Source organism: Bacillus sp. FSL W8-0848 (assembly GCF_038007805.1).
In the GTDB taxonomy this organism is placed as follows: Bacteria; Bacillota; Bacilli; order Bacillales; family Bacillaceae; genus Bacillus; species Bacillus glycinifermentans.
In genome coordinates this window covers 2,838,323-2,857,098 of sequence record NZ_JBBOYB010000001.1, presented here as the reverse complement: position 1 = coordinate 2,857,098, position 18,776 = coordinate 2,838,323, and the positions used below count along the sequence as shown (strand labels likewise).

The window sequence follows — 18,776 nt, the reverse complement described above, 5'->3', positions numbered from 1 at the left end:
AGATGATGACATGCTAATGGACCAGCCGAACTGGCTTAAACAGCGGGCAGAACTGACACCCGACAGGCTGGCTCTGATTCAGGGAAATCAGCAGCAGACCTTCCTGGAATTGTATGAAGAAGCGAAAAAAATGGCGGCACAGCTGAAAAACTGCTCCATCGGAAAAGGGGATACGGCAGCCGTTCTTTTAACAAACCGGACCGAAATGGTCATTGCGGTACACGCCTGCTTTTTACTCGGCGTCCGCCTCGTTTTGCTGAACACAAAGCTGTCAAAGGCAGAAAGAATGTATCAGATCGAGCATTCGGAGGCGAAACTGCTGATTACCGAACAGCCTTTTGCAGAAGAGCATTCACAAGACCTTTCGATCCGAACCGTTCAAATCGAAGACATTCAAGCGATCAAGGCCGAGCCGCTTATAAAGGAAGCGGACATCCATCTGGACGATACGGCGACCATCATGTATACGTCGGGTACGACCGGAAGGCCGAAAGGGGTTATGCAAACATTTGCCAACCATTATTTCAGCGCGGTTTCTTCTGCATTGAATTTGGGGCTCGCCGAAAATGAAAGGTGGCTTATCGCCTTGCCGCTCTTTCACATCAGCGGACTGTCTGCCCTGTTTAAATCGGTCATCTACGGTATGGCTGTTGTTCTGCATCAAAAATTTGACGCGGATGATGTTCTCCGTTCGATCAACGATCATCAAGTGACCGTCATTTCTGTCGTTCAGACGATGCTTTCCCGGCTGGCCGCGCGTGTGGACAATTGTCCGGAATCTCTGAGATGCCTTTTGCTTGGAGGCGGGCCTGCGCCGTATTCATTGCTTGAAGAATGCAAAAGGAAGCGGCTTCCAGTCGTTCAGTCGTACGGCATGACGGAAACGTGTTCACAAGTTGCGACACTCGCGCCCGAATACAGCATGACAAAGCTGGGATCAGCCGGCAAACCGCTTTTTGCCTCCGGCATTAGAATTGAAAAAAACGGCGCGCCAGCGGAAACCGGCGAACACGGCGAAATCTGCGTGAAAGGGCCGACTGTCATGAAAGGCTATTTAAAAAACGAAGCGGCAAACGAAGAATCGTTCAATGATGGCTGGTTTAGAACCGGTGATATCGGGTATCTTGACGATGACGGATTTTTGTATGTGCTTGACAGACGATCAGACTTAATCATCTCAGGCGGAGAAAACATTTATCCCGCAGAGGTTGAAGCGGTTCTCCTCTCTCATCCTGCCGTTGATGAAGCAGGAGTAAGAGGAGCGGATGACGAAACATGGGGAAAAGTCCCGCACGCTTATCTTGTCGTCAATGAGCATGTGGAGGAGCAGGAGCTGATCCGGTTTTGCAAAGAGCGGCTTGCTTCATATAAGGTTCCGAAAGCCTTTCATGTTGTCCGGCAACTGCCGCGCAATGCATCGAACAAATTGATGAGACACAAACTGTAGAGGAGAGCGCCAATGATTCAAATCAAACAGCTCACATTGTACCATCTCAGCATGCGGCTGAAAAAGCCTTTTACATCAAGCTTGGAAACCTTTCAGGAACGAAAATTCATCATTATAGAAGCGAAGGATAAAGACGGTGTGACAGGCTGGGGGGAAGTCTCCGCCTTTTCTTCTCCATGGTACACGGAAGAAACAACCGAGACATGCTACCATATGCTCAAAGATTTTTTCATCCCGGCCGTGCTTCACGAATCATTCACACATCCTTCCGACATTCCTGAAAAGCTTCGCGGCTTTAAGGGCAACCGGATGGCAAAAGCAGGGCTGGAAGCTGCGTTTTGGGACATTCACGCACAAAAGAACGGCATCACATTAAGCGAAGCCTTGGGCGGCATCAAAACGGAGGTGCCCGCGGGGGTTGTCGTCGGACTTGCTCCATTGGAAGACATGCTTCGCGAAATTGATCAATATGTAAAAGAAGGTTATCAGAGAATAAAACTTAAAATTCAGCCAGGACAGGATATCGAGCTTTTAAAAGAAATCCGCAGGCATTTTCCGCGCGTGCCGCTGATGGCGGATGCGAACTCATCCTATGATATAAAAGATATCAGCAGAATCAAGTCGCTTGATGAATTCAAGCTCATGATGATCGAACAGCCGCTGGCTGATGATGATATCGTGGACCACCGCCATTTGCAAAAGCATATCAAAACCTCGATTTGCCTTGATGAAAGCATACGCTCTGCTGATGATGCGAGGAAAGCAATCGAGCTCGGCAGCTGCAAAATCATCAATATCAAGCCTTCAAGGGTCGGAGGATTGACCGAAGCGCTGAAGATTCATGACCTTTGCAAACAGCATAACATGCCTGTCTGGTGCGGCGGCATGTTCGAAACTGGGATTTCCAGAGCGCACAATATCGCGCTGAGCTCCCTTCCGCAATTTGTGATCCCGGGGGATATTTCGTCGTCTTCACGCTATTGGGAAGAGGATATCGTAAAGCCGGAAATCAGGATCGAAGACGGTTTTATACAGGTTCCCGACCGGCCCGGCATGGGGTTTGAGGTTGATGCAAACACCTTGAGAAAACATTCGTTTAAAATGGACGTTTTCAGGCCGTAAAACGTAAGCGTGCCGTTGATTTTTCCGTTTTTAAGATTTGTTTTCCCGTTCGCCAACAAGTATATTGAAGTTGTACATTATTCCCTTCTCGTTTGGACCGGCTCGCTTAGCAGCCGGTTTTTTTGAAATCCGGCCCGTTTTCTAACGGGTCATTTTTTGTGAAAACCTCCTGTACGCTCCTTATTTTCATCAATTTTCAATCTTATTTTAATTTTAAAATAAAAAATTGAGTTCATTTTATTGACAAACTTTCGAGACAAATGTACATTTTGATTTATTCATATTAAATATCTAGGATTAAAAGGATTATGTGTTGACCTTTGCAGCCTAAAAAATCATAAAAGGAGAAAACGTTATGAAACAAATAAAACTAGGCGTGTTTCTTGCAGGAACAGGACATCATGTAGCATCTTGGCGGCATCCGAGTGCTCCTGAAGACGCCAGTATGAACCTCGATTATTTTAAAGAGCTTGCCAAAACAGCTGAGCGGGGCAAACTCGATATGCTGTTTTTAGCTGACAGCCTTTCAATAGACAGCAAATCGCATCCGAACGTGTTAACAAGATTCGAACCGTTTACTCTGCTTTCCGCATTGGCGCAGGTGACGTCTAAAATCGGCCTGGCAGCTACCGCTTCGACTACGTATAGCGAGCCGTTTCATATTGCGAGACAGTTCGCTTCCCTTGACCATATTTCGGGCGGGCGCGCCGGTTGGAATGTGGTGACCTCTTCCATTGAATCGACGGCGTTGAATTTCAGCGGTGAGAAGCATCTCGAACATCATCTTCGCTATCAGAGGGCAGAGGAGTTTGTGGAGGTTGTGAAGGGTTTGTGGGATTCGTGGGAAGAAGATGCCTTTATCAGAAACAAGGAAACCGGCGAATTCTTCGATAAAGAAAAAATGCACGAGCTCAACCATAAAGGCACATATTTTTCAGTCCGCGGGCCTCTAAATGTCGCAAGAACCCCACAGGGCCAACCGGTTATTATTCAGGCCGGCTCATCGGGAGACGGACAAGCGCTGGCTGCCAAAACGGCTGAAGTGATATTCACGGCGCAAAACCATTTGGAGTCTGCTCAAGCGTTTTACCAATCGATCAAAGAGCAGGCGGCGGAGCTGGGGCGCGATCCCGAGAAAATTGCGATTATGCCTGGTATTTTCCCGGTGATTGCCGATACAGAAGAAGAGGCGCAGGCCAAATATCAAGAACTTCAGGATTTAATTATTCCATCTGTCGGATTGCAAATCCTTCAAAATTATTTAGGCGGCATAGACTTGTCAGCCTATCCGCTTGACGGGCCTCTGCCTCAATTGGACGCCGATGCTTCAAACGCGGTGAAAAGCCGCTTTAAGCTTGTTCAAGAAATGGCTGAGAGAGACAATATGACGATACGTCAGCTTTATCAATATGTCGCCGGTTCCAGAGGACATCATATATTTGTAGGGACTCCTGGACAACTCGCCGATAAAATGCAGGAATGGGTCGACAAGAAAGCTTGTGACGGATTTAATATCATGCCGCCTCTTCTTCCGGAAGGGCTTGAGCTGTTCGTTGACAAGGTCGTTCCGATTCTGCAGGAACGGGGGCTGTTTCGAAAAGAATATGAAGGTGCAACATTAAGGGATCATTTCGGTTTGGATAAACCGGCCAACCGCTATTCAAAATAAAGGAGGGAAACGTTCGATGACGCGACGATACCGAATGGCAGACGAAAGCGATGCAAAAGAGCTTCTGGCGCTTACCGAGCGGGCATATGAGCCGATACGAAGGCTGGGCATTCATTTTGCCGCAGCACATGCCGATCTGGATCTGGTCTTGAACAATATCCGGAAAAATGCGTGCTATGTCATGGAAGAGGACGGAAGGATCATCGCGACCATTTCATTAAGAATGCCCTGGGGACAGCAGCCGGGGCCGTATGGGGTCCCTCATATCTGGTGGTTTGCTGTTGACCCGGCCTCAGGGAAGAAAGGAGTAGGGTCAGAGCTCTTAGAATGGCTCGAACAGACGATCCTCCGCGATACGCTGAAGGTTCCGTTCGTATCGCTCGGCACGGCGGATAAGCATCCGTGGCTGATCGACATGTACGAGAGAAAAGGCTATGTCCGCGCAGGGGAACAGGACCTTGGCAAAGGACACATTACGGTTTATATGAAAAAACAATTACGGACTGATCTATAACATAAAAAAGGCGGGGAACTCTATGAAAAAGAAAAAGTGGACTATGCTTCTTGCTGCTGCGCTAATGGCGGCGGTATTGTCAGCATGCGGAAATGGAAACAGCAGTGAACAAGATGAAAACGTACTGCATGTCGGTGCGACAGGGCAGAGCTATCCGTTCGCTTATAAAGAAAACGGGAAGCTGACAGGTTTTGATGTTGACGTGATGACGGCAGTAGCGAAAAAGCTTGACATGAAACTCGATTGGAAGCTCCTTGAATTCAGCGGACTGATGGGAGAACTTCAAACCGGAAAGCTTGACACCATTTCGAATCAGGTGGCGGTTACCGACGAACGCAAGCAAACGTACAATTTCACAAAACCGTATGCTTATGCGGGAACACAGATCGTTGTTAAAAAAGATAACAATGACATCAAATCGGTGGCCGACTTAAAAGGCAAAACCGTAGCAGCCGTCCTCGGTTCAAACCATGCAAAAAATCTTGAAAGCAAAGACCCTGATCATAAGATCAACATTAAAACATACGAAACACAGGAAGGTACGCTGAAGGACGTAGCTTACGGCCGCGTAGACGCATATGTCAACAGCAGAAGCGTGCTTATCGCACAAATTAAGAAAACGGGCTTGCCGTTGAAGCTTGCCGGCGATCCGATTGTCTATGAGCAAGTCGCATTCCCGTTTCCAAAGGACGATGCACACGACAAGCTCCGCAAAAAAGTCGATAAAGCGCTGGACGAACTGCGTAAGGACGGAACACTGAAAAAGCTTTCAGAGAAGTATTTTAAAGAAGACATTACGGTAGAACAGAAGAAATAGAAACGGCGGTGAAACACGAGAATGAATACGATTGATTGGGGATTTATGATATCCGCATTCCCGACTTTGCTTCAAGCCCTCCCGATCACCCTGTTCATGGCTGTGGCAGCGATGATCTTTGCGATCATTGGGGGACTTGTACTCGCACTGATTACAAAAAACCATATTCCAGTGCTTCATCAGCTGTCAAAAGTGTATATTTCGTTCTTTCGCGGCGTGCCGACGCTTGTACAGCTTTTTTTGATTTATTACGGGCTGCCGCAGCTGTTTCCGGAGATGAGCAAAATGACGGCTTTGACAGCCGCCATCATCGGACTTAGCCTAAAAAACGCCGCCTATTTGGCGGAAATCTTCCGTGCGGCCTTGAATTCGGTTGATGAAGGGCAGCTGGAGGCGTGCCTGTCCGTCGGAATGACGAAGCTGCAGGCATATCGGCGGATCATTCTCCCGCAGGCGGTCAGAAACGCAATACCCGCAACAGGCAACACGTTTATCGGCCTCCTGAAAGAAACGTCTTTGGCCTTTACTTTGGGAGTCATGGAGATGTTTGCCCAAGGCAAGATGTATGCATCAGGCAATTTAAAATACTTTGAAACCTATCTGGCTGTTGCAATTGTCTACTGGATTCTTACTATTATATACAGCATTTTGCAGGATCTGTTTGAACGCGCCGTCAGCAAGCCATACCGGACATAGAGGTGAAATCAGTTGATAAAAGTGAAAAATATTCGCAAAGCATTTAAGGATCTCGTCGTACTGGACGGGATTGACCTTGAAGTGAAGCGCGGAGAAGTAGTGGCGATCATCGGCCCGTCCGGCTCCGGAAAATCGACGCTTCTGCGCTGTCTGAATCTTTTGGAGCGTCCTGATCAAGGCGTCATTGAAATCGGCGAAGCCAAATTGAATGCGGAAAAATTTACGCGCAAGGAAGCGCATTTGCTTCGTCAGCAAACCGCCATGGTGTTCCAAAATTACAACCTGTTCAAAAATAAAACAGCACTGCAAAACATTACAGAGGCCTTGATCACCGCACAAAACAAATCGCGGGAAGAAGCGGACCGCATCGGTATGGAGATGCTGAAGCAAGTCGGTTTGGAACATAAGGCCCACAGCTATCCGGTTACGATGTCCGGCGGGCAGCAGCAGAGGGTCGGCATCGCGCGGGCGCTTGCTGTCAACCCGCACGCGATTTTGCTTGATGAGCCGACTTCTGCTCTCGATCCGGAGCTTGTGGCAGGCGTGCTTCAAGTCATCAAATCGATCGCCGAAAAACAAACGACGATGATCATTGTCACTCATGAAATGGCGTTTGCCAAAGAAGTCGCAGATCAGGTGATTTTTATGGCGGACGGCCATATTATCGAGCAGGGGACACCGGAAGAGCTGTTTGATCATCCGAAAAACGAACGGACGAAAAAATTTATCAAACAGGTAGGAGAGCCTGCAGAACTTGTATAGAAGGGATGAAATGGAATGGCCGAAGAATATCATGAAGCGTTGCATACGCGTTTGATCAACATTCGCCGGGATCTTCACGAACATCCTGAACTGTCGTTTCAGGAAGTTGAAACGACGAAAAAAATCCGCCGCTGGCTTGCGGAAGAAAATATTACAGTTCTTGAGGTGCCGGGGCTTGAAACGGGTGTAGTTGCCGAAATCAAAGGGCGCGAGGAAGGACCAGTCATTGTGCTGAGGGCGGATATCGATGCGCTTCCGATTCAGGAACAGACTGGCCTTCCGTTTGCCTCTAAACACGAAGGAAAGATGCATGCGTGCGGACACGATTTTCATACTGCCTCGATCATTGGAACAGCCATTTTGCTGAACCGTAGAAAGGACGAATTCAAAGGGACGGTCCGCTTCATTTTTCAGCCCGCAGAAGAAATTGCCGCTGGAGCAAGAAAGGTCATTGAAGCAGGAGTGCTGGACGGGGTTTCCGCCATTTTTGGCATGCATAATAAGCCCGATTTGCCAGTCGGCACGATCGGATTGAAGGAAGGAGCCTTAATGGCGAGCGTCGACCGATTCGAGATCACGGTTAAAGGTAAAGGCGGGCACGCCGGCATTCCGGACAACAGCGTCGACCCCATAGCCGCGGCAGGCCAGATCGTCAGCGGCTTGCAGTCGGTTGTCAGCCGCAATATCAGCTCGCTGCAAAATGCCGTCGTCAGCATTACAAGAATACAGGGCGGCAGCTCGTGGAATGTAATTCCGGACCAAGTAGAAATGGAAGGTACTGTCCGCACCTTTCAAAAAGAAGCCAGATCGGCGGTGCCGGAACATATGAAACGGGTGGCCGAGGGAATTGCAGCCGGCTTTGGGGCTCGGGCTGAATTCCGCTGGTTCCCATATTTGCCTTCCGTTCAGAATGACGGCCGCTTTTTAACGGCGGCAGCAGAAGCGGCATCCCGTCTCGGCTATCAAACCGTCCAGGCCGAACAGTCCCCCGGCGGAGAAGACTTCGCTCTTTACCAGGAAAAAATTCCGGGCTTTTTTGTTTGGATGGGGACCAGCGGAACAGAAGAATGGCACCATCCGGCATTTACATTGGATGAAGCGGCTTTAAAGACGGCCGCCCGCTATTTTGCCGAGCTGGCAGTCATCGCGCTGGAGACGGTCAAATGAATGGACAAGAGCTGACAAAAAGTCTGGCTCATGCCGTTATATCTTCGCGTCCTGAGGATTCCGCTGATGCGATGCGTGAAGCAGAGAAGGGCCTGCTCGATTTCACAGCCGCAGCTTATGCAGGAAGAAACGACAGCGGCGTGAAAAAACTGCTGCACTTGCTCGAGGGGGAAGGCGGCAAACCGATCGTTCCCCTTATCGGCCAAGGAAAAAAAGCATCTCCATTACAAGCAGCGCTGCTTAATGGATTTATGGCACATGCGCTTGATTTTGATGACGTCCATTCCGATGTAAGGGGTCATCCGAGCGCGGTCATATTGCCTGCCCTTCTTTCTTCCGCGGCTTCCCGCGGGGAGGATGAACGTTTTTTCGGCGCTTATATTTTAGGGGTAGACGTCATGGCGAGGCTTGGCGAATCGATTGGCAGCCGGCACTATGAAAAAGGCTGGCACAACACAGGGACGCTTGGCGCTATAGCTGCAGCCTGTGCAGCGGGTTATGCAGAAAACCTATCCATTGAAGAGCTTGAAAGAGCGATCGGTTTTGCCGCCTCTCAATCGGCGGGAATGAGGGTACAGTTCGGTACGGAAATGAAGCCTCTGCACGCCGGTCTTGCTGCCCGGGCCGGGTTGTTTGCCGTTAAGCTGGCTCAATCGGGCTTTGGGGGCTCGGACGCGGCCCTTGATGGAGAACTCGGTTTTTTTAGCCTGTACGGCGACTTGGAAAAAGCGCAGCATGCCTTGTTAAACCATTGGGGAGCGCCGTGGAGAATCGTTGACCCCGGACTGTGGTTTAAAATTTACCCGTTCTGCTCTGCAGCACACCACGCAGCAGATGCCATCCGCCATCTTATAGCTGAGCATGGGATCTCTGCCGAAAAGACGGAAAGGGTTGAAGTTGTTTTTCCTCCCGGGGGAGACGCCGCTTTAACAGAAAGCCGTCCCGCAACAGGGGAAGAAGGCCGCTTCAGCGTTGAGTACGTCATCTCCCTTGCTTTAAACGGTCAGGAGCTTGTGGCAGACCGCTTCAGCCGCGAGCCGATCCCAAGCGGCATCCGGGCGTTTATGGAACGGATTCACCGCGTTTATGATGCCGGGATCCGCCCTGATCCGAAAGCTGTTCCGAAAGGCCGTTTTACGATTGTACGTGCATTTCTTGCGGACGGACGGATTTGCGAAGCCCGCATCGATTGTCCGAAGGGAGCGCCGGGAAATCGATTATCGGGACAAGAATTGATACAAAAGCTGAAACTTGCGCTTCATTCTGATGAACAAAAAGCGGGCCATTTGCTTTCTGCTATTAGGGAAAAGAACATTCACCGCTTTTTATTGCATATATAAAAACACGGCACAAATACTGTTTGTGCCGTGTTGTTTTTTAAATAAGCAAACTGTTTTAGTCCCGCAAAAGCAGGTCCTCGTGCACGGTTTGTCCGATCAGTTTGTCTGCCTGCTCAGGCAAACCGTCGAGACATCCGTATTCATAATCCCATAAGTTCATGAAGGAGCGGGCGGCCTTTTGAAAAGAGATTTCATCGGCTCCCTGGATTTCCTGATAAAAAGCCTTTAGCAGCGACTCTCTGTTCATGCCTGTTCCTCCTTCATCACATCTGTTCTAGTGTTCGGGTTTGAATGTTTTACAATCTGTTTCTTCGGTTGTAGAAGCTTTTTCACCTTCGGCATGGCTTACGACGTATATGGCATCAGCCGTACATTTGTTCCCTTTGTCCCAGTACGTGCAATTTGAAACTTCACACAGTATTTTTTGGTCCACTTTTTTTGGCCCCCTTAAAAATAGTGTACGATCTTAGCTTAACCGCCCTGCGCATCGTTCATACTTATTCAGGCTGTTTTATGTACCGCCTGTCCTTCATGAATAATTTCCAGAAGTAATAGAACCCGGGAAATAAAATAATAAAACCGACGATGTACGAGATAAACAACGCTCTGAACGTTTCCGGGGCGGTGAAACCGGATTGTATCGTCACTTCGGGGTGGATCATATACGGCAAATGGGACTTTCCGTAAACGTAGCTGGCCGTAAAATACTGCAGTGTAATCGCAATAACGGAAAGCCGCGGCTTTCCTAACCGGTCCTTATTGTAGGTATTCGGCAGAAACAGTGCGCCTAAGGCCGCCAAAAACAGCAGGAATGATAAAAACAGCCATGGCAGACCGTTCATCATTTTTGTGTAAAGCCAGTTTGCTTCGGTTCTCATTGTCATCATGATGCTTAAGGACATGATCAAAGCGAGCGGTCCGGTGATAAGAGCGTTTCGGCGATACACCTGGTACGCGTCTTTTTCATCGGCCACATTTGAAAAATCAGCGAGCAGCAAAGAAGACAAAAACAGGGTGCTGAAAATGGCAAATCCCATAAACGAGTAGGCGTGCGGACTCAAAAATAAATCGGCGAAATCCAAGCGGTAGCTGCCGTTTTGCCGGTACACAAAATGTCCGTGGGTAATGGGCAAAACGAGAATTAAAACGGCGGGAATAATAAATCCGCTGATTCCCGAAACGTAAGTCAACGCTCTTTCATAGCCTTTGGCAGCGTGGGCAAAAACCAAAAAGCCGCTTCGAATTGCTAACAGCAATAAAATGATGCTGCCCGGAAGCAAAAGCACCGTCCCGAGGACAAACGTTCCGCCCGGGAAAAAGCTGAAAAGGGCCACGACGATTCCGACAATAAAGACATTTGTTACCTCCCACGTCGGGGAAAGGTAGCGATTGGCGATATTCGTCGCTTTCAGCTGCTTTTTATTCATATAAATCATCGACCAAAAACCTGCTCCAAAATCCATGCTCGCCATGACGGCGTAGATAAATATAAATCCCCACACGATCGAAATGGCCAGCAGGGCATCTGTTGTTCCATCCATTTGCATGTATGACTCCCTTCTTTCGTATTGTTACGCTTCCGATGCTTTAAGGTCTTCTTCGACGGGATGGCGTTTAAAATAATATTGCAATACGAAGACCACTGCTGCTCCTAAAATGACGTAGACGATAAAAAACAGGAAAAACAGCAGTCCGATTGATCCTGAGGATGTCACCACTTCAGACGTTTTCTGCATGTGGTAGATCACCCAGGGCTGCCTTCCGGTGCATGCAAACACCCAGCCGAATTCAATTCCAAGCAGGCTGAGCGGCCCTGCCGTCGTGAAAAAGACGAGCATCCAGCGCGGAAAACGATCTTTTTTCAAAACGTTTCGCCAAATAAAGCCGGCCGCTGTGTAAACGATCAGCAGCATGCCGATCAGCACCATTCCGTTAAACAGCGTATGAATGTACAAAGGCGGCCACTCATCACGTGGATACTCATTTAAGCCTTTCACAACGGTGTCAAACCGGTTGTCTGCCAAAAAGCTCAACGCCCACGGTATTTCAATCGCTCCTTTAACTGATTGCGTCTCTTCATCGGGAAATCCTCCGATCGCCAGCGGAGCATAGGACTGCGTTTTAAATAAACCTTCTGCTCCGGCCAGCTTTTCCGGCTGATAGCGGTGAAGAAACTGTGCAGATTCGTGTCCGCTCAGCGCGGTAATTAATGAAAACAGTCCGCCGACGAGCAGTCCGAGCAAAAGCGCTTTTCTGTGAAGGGCATACACTTTTTCATTGTTCCGATTGCGAAGCATTTTATATGCGGCGATCGTTGCAATGATGAAGGCTCCTGTCATAAACGCCGAGACGACGACATGGCTGGCCGTAATGAAAAAGCTTTTATTGAAAAAGGCCGTCCATGGGTGAACATCCGTAATTTCCCCGTTGACGATTTTGAAGCCTTCAGGTGTTCCCTGAAATGCATGGACGTTTGTAATTAAAATGGCTGAAGACGCTGCACCGATAACGATGAAGACGATGGCGGTGATTCTCATGAGCGGAGTCAGCCGGTCAGCCGCATAGACATAAATGGACATAAATAAAGCTTCGATGAAAAATGCGTATATTTCAATTTGAAATGGAAGGGACATTACCTTTCCGATGACTTCCATGAAGCCCGGCCAAAGAAGGGCAAGCTGGGTTCCAGCGATCGTTCCGGTCGGAATGGCGACGCCCAGCAAAACGGCCTGTGCCTTCGTCCATCTTTTCGCCATTATGGCGTAATGGGGATCTTTTGTTTTTTGGTAAATCAGCTCAGCCAGCAAAATCATTAAAGGAACTCCGACGCCGAGTGTAGCGAAAATTATATGGAATCCCATCGTTGTTCCGAATAGGCTTCTAGCGAACATTAAATCATTCATCCGGAAAACCACCTTTCATTCACACCATTTTGCTTTTATTGTTTACCTCCTTTTTTAGATTATTCTTCCTGTTCGTCGGGAAATTTGTTAAGATGCTTAAAAATGTAAAAACAGGAGTGAAATTTTGACATGAGGATATTGGTGGTTTATAATAAAACGTAATTGTTACGTTTTAAAAAGGAGGAATTATAATGAAACCGAATATTCATCCTAAAACATATCAAGTGATCTTTCAGGATGTAAACAGCGGCTACCGTTTTTTGAGCCGTTCCACGAGAACGTCTGATGAAACGGCCGAATGGGAAGACGGAAAAACGTATCCGGTGATTAAAGTTGAAATCAGCTCAGACACCCATCCGTTTTATACGGGAAGACAAAAATTCAATGAAAGAGGCGGAAGGGTCGAACAGTTTAAGAAACGGTTTAATATGGATTAACGAAAAAACACGCGCATTCCTCGGTTGCGCGTGTTTTGCTTTTATTGATTTGACAATGCTTTTTTCAATACGGACACATTTTCCTCCATGATGCTCAGATAATCCTCGCCGTTTTGTCTGTCTTCTTTTGTAACGGATTCAAGGTTTTTCATCGTCAAGCTTTTGGCCCCGATTTCATTTTTAATAATCTCTGAGATTTTGCTGCTGACGTTGTTTTCAAAAATAACGTATTTAATGTCGTGTTCTTTTGCTGTTTTGACGATGTTTTCAAGTTCTTTTTGGGAAGGCTCCTCTGTCGGTGAAAGGCCAAGCACGCTGATCTGTTTGATGCCATAGCGCTTTTCCCAGTATCCGTATGCGGCATGCGAGACGAGGATCTCTTTTTTGTCAGCTTTGGCGACTGTCTGTTTAAGCTCTTGATCAAGCTGTTCCAACTCTTTTTTGAGAGATTCATAGTTTTTCGCGAACTCTTTTTTATGCTCCGGTTCCAATGCCGTCAGTTCGTTTTTAATGTTTTCCGCCAGCTTTTCGGCAAGCACCGGGTCAAGCCAGACGTGAGGGTCTTTACCTCCATGGTCATGATCGTGTTCATGTTCGTGATCATGATCGTGTTCTTCTTCACCGTGTTCGTGCTCTTCTGTTTGGGACAAGAGACCAATGCCTTCGCCGGCTTTGACGATTTTGACGTCGCTGCCTTTTAACGTGTTCACGGCTTTATCCGCGAACCCTTCAACACCGACCCCGGAATAAATGAAAGCATCGGAATCAGAAATCTCCGCCATCGTTTTTGAGCTTGGCTCATACGTATGCGCTTCAACGTTTGGAGGGTATACGCTTTTGACGTTCACATATTCCCCGCCGATTTTTTTGGTGAAATCCTCAAGCGGATAAATGGTTGTGTAGATATCCAATTTTCCGTCGTGTTCTTTATGATCGCCGGAAGCTCCGGTGCTTGAGCAGCCCGCCGTCAGTCCCGCTGCAAGAATGAATGCGGATGCCAATCCGAGTGTTTTTTTCATCGTATTTCTCCTCTCAACGTAAAAACTGAAATCATTACGATTTAACAATCCTGTATCATTGTATCGTAATTATTACGATTTGAAAAGAGGGAAAATAAAAGAAAAAATCGGATTAAAACCGGAAACGCTTTGATGGATGAAAGAAATTGAAATTGTATGGTATATTTAAATATAAAACATTGTTTAGAAAGGAACTGGATCATGAAACTTTTGGACAATATTCTACAGTTTAACAAACAGTTTGTTGAACGCGGGGATTATAAAAAGTATGAAACAAGCAAATATCCTGACAAAAAAATGGTCATCCTCTCTTGCATGGACACAAGGCTTGTTGAGCTTCTGCCGCACGCGATGAACATGCGCAACGGCGACGTCAAGATCGTCAAAAGCGCGGGCGCCCTTGTCGCCCATCCTTTTGGAAGCATTATGAGAAGCATCCTTGTCGCTGTTTATGAATTGAATGCCGACGAGGTCTGTGTTATCGGCCATCATGACTGCGGGATGAGCAAGTTGAAATCCGAAAGCTTTTTGGACAAGGTAGTCAAGCGCGGCATTCCGAAAGAACGGATTCAAACGCTTGAGTATTCAGGCGTCGATTTTGAACAGTGGCTGAAAAGCTTCGAATCTGTAGAAGCCAGCGTCAAAGACAGTGTCAACGTTATAAGAAACCATCCGCTTTTGCCGGAAGACGTTCCTGTGCACGGGCTTGTCATCGATCCGGAAACGGGCAGACTTGACCTTGTTGTCAACGGCTATAAGGAAGAGCGCTAATCTTTTTGCTTTTTTTCAGGTACTGGATCAACGCCGCCGGGATGGAACGGATGACATTTCAAAATGCGCTTGACGGTCAGCCAGCCTCCTTTGAGGGCGCCGTGTTTCTCAATCGCTTCCAGCCCGTAATTTGAGCAGGTCGGATAAAAGCGGCAGGATGGCGGCAAAATGGGCGATATCCATTTTTGATACGTGCGGATGATCAGCAGGAACAGAGTTTTCATGTTTTCAGCACCTTTTTTTCTTCATATTATAATATAAGAAAAAAGCGTACAAAACGAAAAAGCATTTACCTAAAAACATATCGGTAAAGTGTGATATAATAAAAAAAGACCGATAGAGGGGAGAGAAGAAACATGCCTTCAGTAGAAAGTTTTGAACTTGATCATAATGCAGTTAAAGCGCCTTATGTCAGACATTGCGGCGTTCACAAAGTCGGAACGGACGGCGTCGTCAACAAGTTTGACATCCGCTTTTGCCAGCCGAATAAACAGGCGATGAAGCCTGATACCATTCATACACTGGAGCACCTGCTTGCATTTACGATCCGCACTTACGCGGAAAAATACGACCATTTCGATATTATCGACGTGTCGCCGATGGGCTGTCAGACGGGCTACTACCTTGTCGTAAGCGGTGAGCCGACTGCTGAAGAAATCGTCGATTTGCTTGAAGACACGTTTAAGGAAGCAGTCGAAGTGACGGAAATTCCGGCTGCAAACGAAACGCAGTGCGGCCAGGCGAAGCTTCACGATCTGGAAGGTGCAAAACGCATGATGCGCTTTTGGCTTTCGCAAAATAAGGAATATTTATTAAAGGTATTTGGATAATGCCTTTCAAACACCGGTTCTTGTGCCGGTGTTTTTCATTTGTCCACAAAGAAAATAATGCCATAAATGCCGGAACTTTGCTACACTTGAATATGTGATATATCATATTTAAAAAAGGGTGATAGGGATGCGTTTAGGTAAATGGGTCATACTCTTTGTTTTAACGGCCGGCCTGTCAGCCTGCGGTCAGGCGGATAAACCGGCATCAACAGAACAGGAGCCAAAGCTGTTGACCGCAAAGCTTACGGCGCCTGAGCATGCGGACAAAAATGAAAAGGCTGTCATTAAAGCGTCCGTGCTTTACGGGGACGAGCCTGTGGCAGATGCTGATGAAGTCGAGTTTGAAGTTTGGAAGTCCGGAGGCAAAGAGAAAAGCGAGCTTGAGAAAGCGAAGAATGAAGGAAAAGGGGTCTACAGCATTTCAAAAGCATTTCCGGAAGACGGGCTTTATAAAGTTCAGGTCCATGTCACGGCTAAGAAGCAGCATACGATGCCGGTAACGGAAGTGAAAGTCGGTTCTGCAAAGGATCAGGCGGGGAACGATGAGGAAGAAGAAAGCGGCCATCATCATTGATCAGGCCGTTCTTCCTCTATCCGGCGGTTTGGCGGAGGGGGGTCGATTCGATGCTGAAAGTCGTACGCTTTTGATGTCGTGACCAGTGATAATGCCAGTACAATGCCTGTAATCAAAAAGCCTGCAACAATCCAGAAGATCATAAAAAACCTCCGTGTTCTTTTTACAATAGTTTACCATATAAGGAAACGGAAATCATGATCAAGAGTAAAAGAAATGTTTTCTGTACAAGCTAAACGGGTAAACCATAAGTGAATCAAAAGGAGGACGATAAGAGATGTCGGAAAAATTGAAAACAGCGGTTAACAAACAAGTTGCAAACTGGACTGTCCTATACGTCAAGCTACATAATTATCACTGGTATGTGAAAGGCAAAGATTTCTTTACGCTGCACGAAAAGTTTGAAGAGCTGTATACGGAAGCCGCCCAATATATAGACGATTTGGCTGAACGCCTGCTGGCCATGCAAGGCTCTCCGGTCGGAACGATGAAGGAGTGCCTTGAAATCTCATCGATCAAAGAAGCTGACGGCGGAGAGACTGCAGAACAGATGGTGCAAAATATTCATGATGACTTTTTGACGGTGGCCGAAGAGCTGAAAAGCGGAATGGAGCTTGCCGATGAAGTGAATGATGAAACGACGGGAGACATGCTTCTCGCCATTCATCAAACGATCGAAAAGCACAACTGGATGCTGAAGGCGTATTTGGGATAATGGATGGACCCGGGCTGATGCCCGGTCTTTTTTGTTCGTTTTAAAGCCTTTTTTATAAATTGTCAAACAATTCATCCAAGCCTTTCAAAGCCGCTTTTCATAGGATAAGCTATGAAAAGTCTTTTTTTGAAAGGATGTTGAAGCGCATGAACAGAGACTTAGGCATCTTTTCGCTATTTTCAATCTGGTTTTCACTTTTCGGATTTTTGTTTGGTGCAATCGAATATTTATTTTTAATATTAATTACGTTAATGGGGATTGAGTTTGTCAGTAACAGTTTAAACGAATGCGTGAACGATCAATTCACGGTCAAGAGCTTGTTTACAAGGCTTGCGAATAAATTTGTCACGCTTTTTCTTATATCTGTGGCGCACTTTTTTGACCAGCTGCTTCAGACGGATAGTTCAATCCGCGATTTTTCGATCGTCTTTTATATTTTGTATGAGACATTTCTGATCGTCGGCACGGCTCATGCGCTGGGAATACCGGTTCCTCAGTTTTTGCTGGAAATTCATGAATTCGTTAAAAATAAACTGCGCCGAAAACGGTAACTTTTTAGAAGCAACAGGCAATACTAACGGGAAAAAGGGATGATTGGCTTTGGAAAAAAGGACATACTATATTTCTGTTCAAGATGGAATGATTTCGCAGCATCCCGGCGCATCTCCCTGGGAATTTCAAATTTCGGCAACCGATGAAGATGTCATTCTGTTAAGGGAATATTTTGACCAGCTCTACTCCGAGGATTGGATCAACTTTTTCCGGGCGCACGTGCCGGCTGTCGAATACCATTATGACAGCTCAAATGATAAAATGGACGAACTTCGCCGGAATATTTATCAGATGCTTTATCGCCTCGGCAATGAAGAAGCGAAAACATTTATCAGCGAGAACGGCCTTTGTGACATGAAATCCGCTGATTAAAGAAAAACCTCTTCTTAAGATAAAGAAGGGGTTTTTCATCGTGCAGTTATCTTCTGTTATTTAAAATGCTGCCTACGATACCGCCGAGTCCGCCCTGATCTTGACCATGATGCTCCGGCTGGTTCGTCAAGCCCTGGCGTGTATTCTGCCATGCGCTGTTTTGCGTCTCCGCCTTGTAGCGATTATCGTCAAGCCCCACCTTGAGCCCCGATTGTCTTTCAAACGGCTGAACGATCACGATCTGTCCCGGCTGTTGAAATTCAAACATATACGATTCTCCTGAAGTCTGCCCGATGACCGTTTTCCAGTTCACATCCAACGTCACCTTTGGAGCCGGTCCCGTCCAAGCGACGATTGCATCCGGATCGACGCGGCACGGACTTTCAAGAACGAGCGGGTTGCCTGCCGTTTTAACGGCCACTTGTGCACCTGTTCCGTTATATGTAAGCTTTGAAGTGAACAGTCCTTTTTGGGATAAAACGCCGACGCCGACGGGCGTAACACCGTAATGGCAGTCTTCTGTAAACGCGAGCAGATCCTCGCTTTCCACAGAAACGCTCTGCCAAATTCCGTTCGGCTCCAGGTTAATCACCGTGACATGCTCGCCTTGATCGGCTAAATAGCAGACTCCGCGGCCGGTTACTTCCATCATTTCGAGATTTTCCCCGGTCAATTTTCTGCTTAAATGATTGAATACCTGCTTGACGATATTTCCCTGGTTTGTCCCGAGCAGCCGTTTGCTGTATTTCAATTGGCCCTGATCGGCGATCATCGCGCCTTTCTTCGCAAAAAAACGTCCGCTTCCTTCTGCTTTCAGTGTTAATTCTTGTTCTGTATCAAAATGAAAACTCAATATATGACAACTCCTTGCTTGTCTGAAGCTAGCAATTTATGAAACTATCGCATCACTATAAACACGCAGAGCTCATGCAGAAGGTTTCTATCCCATCCGATTTTTTTGCTTCCAAATACGGTGTTTTAGAGAGCGCCCTTTTGTGAAACAATAAAATGAAAATTTACAGCTTGCAAATGTACAAAAGCACTACAGAAAAAGCGGATATGTGATATG

At 47.1% G+C, this 18,776-nt stretch carries 24 protein-coding genes; 16 read left to right on the top strand and 8 right to left on the bottom strand.

Annotation, left to right across the window (positions count from 1 at the left end; genetic code table 11):
• Positions 1 to 10 precede the first annotated feature (10 nt).
• From NSQ39_RS15000 to NSQ39_RS14960, 9 genes are all read left to right on the top strand, one after another.
• Positions 11 to 1,447: an o-succinylbenzoate--CoA ligase gene (locus NSQ39_RS15000; RefSeq protein ID WP_175076609.1), complete on the top strand. Its 1,437-nt coding sequence runs from the start codon at positions 11 to 13 to the stop codon at positions 1,445 to 1,447.
• 12 nt (positions 1,448 to 1,459) lie between these two features.
• Positions 1,460 to 2,569, top strand: a complete 1,110-nt coding sequence (menC, locus tag NSQ39_RS14995; RefSeq protein ID WP_046130683.1) for an o-succinylbenzoate synthase — start codon at positions 1,460 to 1,462, stop codon at positions 2,567 to 2,569.
• A 355-nt stretch (positions 2,570 to 2,924) separates the two neighbouring features.
• Positions 2,925 to 4,238: an LLM class flavin-dependent oxidoreductase gene (locus NSQ39_RS14990; RefSeq protein WP_046130682.1), complete on the top strand. Its 1,314-nt coding sequence runs from the start codon at positions 2,925 to 2,927 to the stop codon at positions 4,236 to 4,238.
• Positions 4,239 to 4,254: 16 nt separating this feature from the next.
• A complete protein-coding gene (locus tag NSQ39_RS14985; protein WP_341015743.1) occupies positions 4,255 to 4,752 on the top strand; it encodes a GNAT family N-acetyltransferase in 498 nt (165 codons plus the stop codon).
• A gap of 22 nt (positions 4,753 to 4,774) precedes the next feature.
• A complete protein-coding gene (locus tag NSQ39_RS14980) occupies positions 4,775 to 5,569 on the top strand; it encodes an amino acid ABC transporter substrate-binding protein (RefSeq protein WP_341015740.1) in 795 nt (264 codons plus the stop codon).
• Positions 5,570 to 5,590: 21 nt separating this feature from the next.
• Positions 5,591 to 6,265 carry an amino acid ABC transporter permease gene (locus NSQ39_RS14975; RefSeq protein WP_046130679.1) on the top strand — a complete coding sequence of 225 codons (675 nt, stop codon included), beginning with the start codon at positions 5,591 to 5,593 and terminating at the stop codon, positions 6,263 to 6,265.
• Between the two features lie 12 nt (positions 6,266 to 6,277).
• Complete coding sequence (locus NSQ39_RS14970; protein ID WP_046130678.1) at positions 6,278 to 7,027, top strand: amino acid ABC transporter ATP-binding protein; 750 nt, start codon at positions 6,278 to 6,280, stop codon at positions 7,025 to 7,027.
• A gap of 15 nt (positions 7,028 to 7,042) precedes the next feature.
• A complete protein-coding gene (locus tag NSQ39_RS14965) occupies positions 7,043 to 8,194 on the top strand; it encodes a M20 peptidase aminoacylase family protein (RefSeq protein WP_175076610.1) in 1,152 nt (383 codons plus the stop codon).
• A complete protein-coding gene (locus NSQ39_RS14960) occupies positions 8,191 to 9,534 on the top strand; it encodes an MmgE/PrpD family protein (RefSeq protein WP_046130676.1) in 1,344 nt (447 codons plus the stop codon). The genes NSQ39_RS14965 and NSQ39_RS14960 overlap by 4 nt, the downstream gene beginning before the upstream one ends.
• A 55-nt stretch (positions 9,535 to 9,589) precedes the next feature.
• Here NSQ39_RS14960 and NSQ39_RS14955 read toward each other — a convergent pair whose 3' ends face one another.
• From NSQ39_RS14955 to NSQ39_RS14940, 4 genes are all read right to left on the bottom strand, one after another.
• Positions 9,590 to 9,781 carry a hypothetical protein gene (locus NSQ39_RS14955; protein ID WP_046131363.1) on the bottom strand — a complete coding sequence of 64 codons (192 nt, stop codon included), beginning with the start codon at positions 9,779 to 9,781 and terminating at the stop codon, positions 9,590 to 9,592.
• 27 nt (positions 9,782 to 9,808) lie between these two features.
• Entirely contained in the window at positions 9,809 to 9,967 is a 159-nt protein-coding gene (locus NSQ39_RS14950; RefSeq protein WP_065894679.1) for a DUF1540 domain-containing protein, read from the bottom strand.
• Between the two features lie 64 nt (positions 9,968 to 10,031).
• Entirely contained in the window at positions 10,032 to 11,075 is a 1,044-nt protein-coding gene (locus tag NSQ39_RS14945) for a cytochrome d ubiquinol oxidase subunit II (RefSeq protein WP_173427501.1), read from the bottom strand.
• Between the two features lie 30 nt (positions 11,076 to 11,105).
• Entirely contained in the window at positions 11,106 to 12,437 is a 1,332-nt protein-coding gene (locus NSQ39_RS14940; protein WP_175076611.1) for a cytochrome ubiquinol oxidase subunit I, read from the bottom strand.
• A 191-nt stretch (positions 12,438 to 12,628) separates the two neighbouring features.
• Here NSQ39_RS14940 and NSQ39_RS14935 point away from each other — a divergent pair, with 191 nt between their 5' ends.
• Positions 12,629 to 12,874, top strand: a complete 246-nt coding sequence (locus tag NSQ39_RS14935) for a type B 50S ribosomal protein L31 (RefSeq protein ID WP_175076612.1) — start codon at positions 12,629 to 12,631, stop codon at positions 12,872 to 12,874.
• Between the two features lie 41 nt (positions 12,875 to 12,915).
• Here NSQ39_RS14935 and NSQ39_RS14930 read toward each other — a convergent pair whose 3' ends face one another.
• Positions 12,916 to 13,893, bottom strand: a complete 978-nt coding sequence (locus NSQ39_RS14930) for a metal ABC transporter solute-binding protein, Zn/Mn family (protein ID WP_175076613.1) — start codon at positions 13,891 to 13,893, stop codon at positions 12,916 to 12,918.
• 201 nt (positions 13,894 to 14,094) lie between these two features.
• Here NSQ39_RS14930 and NSQ39_RS14925 point away from each other — a divergent pair, with 201 nt between their 5' ends.
• Complete coding sequence (locus NSQ39_RS14925; protein WP_175076614.1) at positions 14,095 to 14,664, top strand: beta-class carbonic anhydrase; 570 nt, start codon at positions 14,095 to 14,097, stop codon at positions 14,662 to 14,664.
• On the opposite strand, the gene yidD is transcribed toward NSQ39_RS14925, so the two are convergent.
• On the bottom strand, positions 14,661 to 14,888 hold the full coding sequence (gene yidD / locus NSQ39_RS14920; RefSeq protein WP_046131357.1) for a membrane protein insertion efficiency factor YidD: 228 nt from the start codon (positions 14,886 to 14,888) through the stop codon (positions 14,661 to 14,663). The two genes, NSQ39_RS14925 and yidD, sit on opposite strands and share 4 nt — an antisense overlap.
• 132 nt (positions 14,889 to 15,020) lie before the next feature.
• On the opposite strand from yidD, the gene NSQ39_RS14915 reads away from it, so the two are divergent.
• On the top strand, positions 15,021 to 15,494 hold the full coding sequence (locus tag NSQ39_RS14915; protein WP_046131356.1) for an S-ribosylhomocysteine lyase: 474 nt from the start codon (positions 15,021 to 15,023) through the stop codon (positions 15,492 to 15,494).
• Positions 15,495 to 15,621: 127 nt separating this feature from the next.
• Positions 15,622 to 16,068 carry a FixH family protein gene (locus NSQ39_RS14910; RefSeq protein WP_046131355.1) on the top strand — a complete coding sequence of 149 codons (447 nt, stop codon included), beginning with the start codon at positions 15,622 to 15,624 and terminating at the stop codon, positions 16,066 to 16,068.
• Here NSQ39_RS14910 and ytzI read toward each other — a convergent pair.
• Positions 16,062 to 16,211 carry a YtzI protein gene (ytzI, locus tag NSQ39_RS14905; protein WP_099047069.1) on the bottom strand — a complete coding sequence of 50 codons (150 nt, stop codon included), beginning with the start codon at positions 16,209 to 16,211 and terminating at the stop codon, positions 16,062 to 16,064. The genes NSQ39_RS14910 and ytzI overlap by 7 nt on opposite strands.
• A 134-nt stretch (positions 16,212 to 16,345) precedes the next feature.
• Here ytzI and NSQ39_RS14900 point away from each other — a divergent pair, with 134 nt between their 5' ends.
• The 3 genes from NSQ39_RS14900 (at position 16,346) to NSQ39_RS14890 (ending at position 17,707) form a co-directional block, all read left to right on the top strand.
• Positions 16,346 to 16,783, top strand: coding sequence for a Dps family protein (locus tag NSQ39_RS14900; RefSeq protein ID WP_046131354.1), 438 nt, complete (start codon positions 16,346 to 16,348; stop codon positions 16,781 to 16,783).
• A gap of 146 nt (positions 16,784 to 16,929) precedes the next feature.
• A complete protein-coding gene (locus tag NSQ39_RS14895; protein ID WP_046131353.1) occupies positions 16,930 to 17,334 on the top strand; it encodes a phage holin family protein in 405 nt (134 codons plus the stop codon).
• Between the two features lie 49 nt (positions 17,335 to 17,383).
• Positions 17,384 to 17,707, top strand: coding sequence for a hypothetical protein (locus NSQ39_RS14890; RefSeq protein ID WP_046131352.1), 324 nt, complete (start codon positions 17,384 to 17,386; stop codon positions 17,705 to 17,707).
• 46 nt (positions 17,708 to 17,753) lie between these two features.
• Here NSQ39_RS14890 and NSQ39_RS14885 read toward each other — a convergent pair whose 3' ends face one another.
• Positions 17,754 to 18,560: an AIM24 family protein gene (locus NSQ39_RS14885; RefSeq protein WP_046131351.1), complete on the bottom strand. Its 807-nt coding sequence runs from the start codon at positions 18,558 to 18,560 to the stop codon at positions 17,754 to 17,756.
• Positions 18,561 to 18,776 lie beyond the last annotated feature (216 nt).